The following is a 3,247-nucleotide window of genomic DNA, read 5'->3' as shown; positions in this document are numbered from 1 at the left end:
TTCGGAATTTAATCTTGACGATGACCTACTCTCACATGGGGAAACCCCACACTACCATCGGCGATGCATCGTTTCACTGCTGAGTTCGGGATGGGATCAGGTGGTTCCAATGCTCTATGGTCGTCAAGAAATTCGGGTACTGAGTCGCGGCCAGTCGGCCTCGCTTCAGCAAATTGGGTATGTGATAGCTTCGGTGTTTTGTGAGATTCGAACTTTCGGTTCGTTTCGTCTTCACACACCGCAATCTGGTCTCGTTTGCTTTTCAGCTCGGAGGATACAAATTGCTTGGGTGTTATATGGTCAAGCCTCACGGGCAATTAGTACAGGTTAGCTCAACGCCTCACAGCGCTTACACACCCTGCCTATCAACGTCGTAGTCTTCGACGGCCCTTCAGGGGACTCAAGGTCCCAGTGAGATCTCATCTTGAGGCAAGTTTCCCGCTTAGATGCTTTCAGCGGTTATCTTTCCCGAACATAGCTACCCGGCAATGCCACTGGCGTGACAACCGGAACACCAGAGGTTCGTCCACTCCGGTCCTCTCGTACTAGGAGCAGCCCCTCTCAAATCTCAAACGTCCACGGCAGATAGGGACCGAACTGTCTCACGACGTTCTAAACCCAGCTCGCGTACCACTTTAAATGGCGAACAGCCATACCCTTGGGACCGGCTTCAGCCCCAGGATGTGATGAGCCGACATCGAGGTGCCAAACACCGCCGTCGATATGAACTCTTGGGCGGTATCAGCCTGTTATCCCCGGAGTACCTTTTATCCGTTGAGCGATGGCCCTTCCATACAGAACCACCGGATCACTAAGACCTACTTTCGTACCTGCTCGACGTGTCTGTCTCGCAGTCAAGCGCGCTTTTGCCTTTATACTCTACGACCGATTTCCGACCGGTCTGAGCGCACCTTCGTACTCCTCCGTTACTCTTTAGGAGGAGACCGCCCCAGTCAAACTACCCACCATACACTGTCCTCGATCCGGATAACGGACCTGAGTTAGAACCTCAAAGTTGCCAGGGTGGTATTTCAAGGATGGCTCCACGCGAACTGGCGTCCACGCTTCAAAGCCTCCCACCTATCCTACACAAGCAAATTCAAAGTCCAGTGCAAAGCTATAGTAAAGGTTCACGGGGTCTTTCCGTCTAGCCGCGGATACACTGCATCTTCACAGCGATTTCAATTTCACTGAGTCTCGGGTGGAGACAGCGCCGCCATCGTTACGCCATTCGTGCAGGTCGGAACTTACCCGACAAGGAATTTCGCTACCTTAGGACCGTTATAGTTACGGCCGCCGTTTACCGGGGCTTCGATCAAGAGCTTCGCGTTAGCTAACCCCATCAATTAACCTTCCGGCACCGGGCAGGCGTCACACCCTATACGTCCACTTTCGTGTTTGCAGAGTGCTGTGTTTTTAATAAACAGTCGCAGCGGCCTGGTATCTTCGACCGGCGTGGGCTTACGCAGCAAGTGCTTCACCCTCACCGGCGCACCTTCTCCCGAAGTTACGGTGCCATTTTGCCTAGTTCCTTCACCCGAGTTCTCTCAAGCGCCTTGGTATTCTCTACCCAACCACCTGTGTCGGTTTGGGGTACGGTTCCTGGTTACCTGAAGCTTAGAAGCTTTTCTTGGAAGCATGGCATCAACCACTTCGTCACCCAAAGGGTAACTCGTCATCAGCTCTCGGCCTTAGAATCCCGGATTTACCTAAGATTCCAGCCTACCACCTTAAACTTGGACAACCAACGCCAAGCTGGCCTAGCCTTCTCCGTCCCTCCATCGCAATAACCAGAAGTACAGGAATATTAACCTGTTTTCCATCGACTACGCTTTTCAGCCTCGCCTTAGGGACCGACTAACCCTGCGTCGATTAACGTTGCGCAGGAAACCTTGGTCTTTCGGCGTGGGTGTTTTTCACACCCATTGTCGTTACTCATGTCAGCATTCGCACTTCTGATACCTCCAGCAAGCTTCTCAACTCACCTTCACAGGCTTACAGAACGCTCCTCTACCGCATCACTTACGTGATACCCGTAGCTTCGGTGTATGGTTTGAGCCCCGTTACATCTTCCGCGCAGGCCGACTCGACTAGTGAGCTATTACGCTTTCTTTAAAGGGTGGCTGCTTCTAAGCCAACCTCCTAGCTGTCTAAGCCTTCCCACATCGTTTCCCACTTAACCATAACTTTGGGACCTTAGCTGACGGTCTGGGTTGTTTCCCTTTTCACGACGGACGTTAGCACCCGCCGTGTGTCTCCCATGCTCGGCACTTGTAGGTATTCGGAGTTTGCATCGGTTTGGTAAGTCGGGATGACCCCCTAGCCGAAACAGTGCTCTACCCCCTACAGTGATACATGAGGCGCTACCTAAATAGCTTTCGAGGAGAACCAGCTATCTCCGAGCTTGATTAGCCTTTCACTCCGATCCACAGGTCATCCGCTAACTTTTCAACGGTAGTCGGTTCGGTCCTCCAGTTAGTGTTACCCAACCTTCAACCTGCCCATGGATAGATCGCCCGGTTTCGGGTCTATTCCCAGCGACTAGACGCCCTATTAAGACTCGCTTTCGCTACGCCTCCCCTATTCGGTTAAGCTCGCCACTGAAAATAAGTCGCTGACCCATTATACAAAAGGTACGCAGTCACCCAACAAAGTGGGCTCCCACTGCTTGTACGCATACGGTTTCAGGATCTATTTCACTCCCCTCTCCGGGGTTCTTTTCGCCTTTCCCTCACGGTACTAGTTCACTATCGGTCAGTCAGTAGTATTTAGCCTTGGAGGATGGTCCCCCCATATTCAGACAAAGTTTCTCGTGCTCCGTCCTACTCGATTTCACTTCTAAGATCCTTTCGCGTACAGGGCTATCACCCACTATGGCCGCACTTTCCAGAGCGTTCCGCTAAAATCAAAGAAGCTTAAGGGCTAGTCCCCGTTCGCTCGCCACTACTAAGGGAATCTCGGTTGATTTCTTTTCCTCAGGGTACTTAGATGTTTCAGTTCCCCTGGTTCGCCTCTTGCACCTATGTATTCAGTACAAGATAACCATCTTATGATGGCTGGGTTCCCCCATTCAGACATCTCCGGATCAAAGTCTGTTTGCCGACTCCCCGAAGCTTTTCGCAGGCTACCACGTCTTTCATCGCCTCTGACTGCCAAGGCATCCACCGTATGCGCTTCTTCACTTGACCATATAACCCCAAGCAATCTGGTTATACTGTGAAGACGACATTCGCCGAAAATTCGATCT

General features: G+C 51.8%; 2 rRNA genes. Both read right to left on the bottom strand.

The window, feature by feature from the left end:
• Positions 1-12: 12 nt before the first annotated feature.
• Positions 13-128: ribosomal RNA gene (gene rrf / locus F7R20_RS31340) — 5S ribosomal RNA — on the bottom strand.
• 168 nt (positions 129-296) lie between these two features.
• A 23S ribosomal RNA gene (locus F7R20_RS31335) occupies positions 297-3,188 on the bottom strand.
• Positions 3,189-3,247: the final 59 nt, after the last annotated feature.

The sequence above is a fragment of the Pseudomonas brassicacearum subsp. brassicacearum genome, assembly GCF_008801605.1.
GTDB classification, from domain to species: Bacteria; Pseudomonadota; Gammaproteobacteria; order Pseudomonadales; family Pseudomonadaceae; genus Aquipseudomonas; species Aquipseudomonas brassicacearum.
This window is presented reverse-complemented; position numbering and strand designations above follow the sequence as displayed.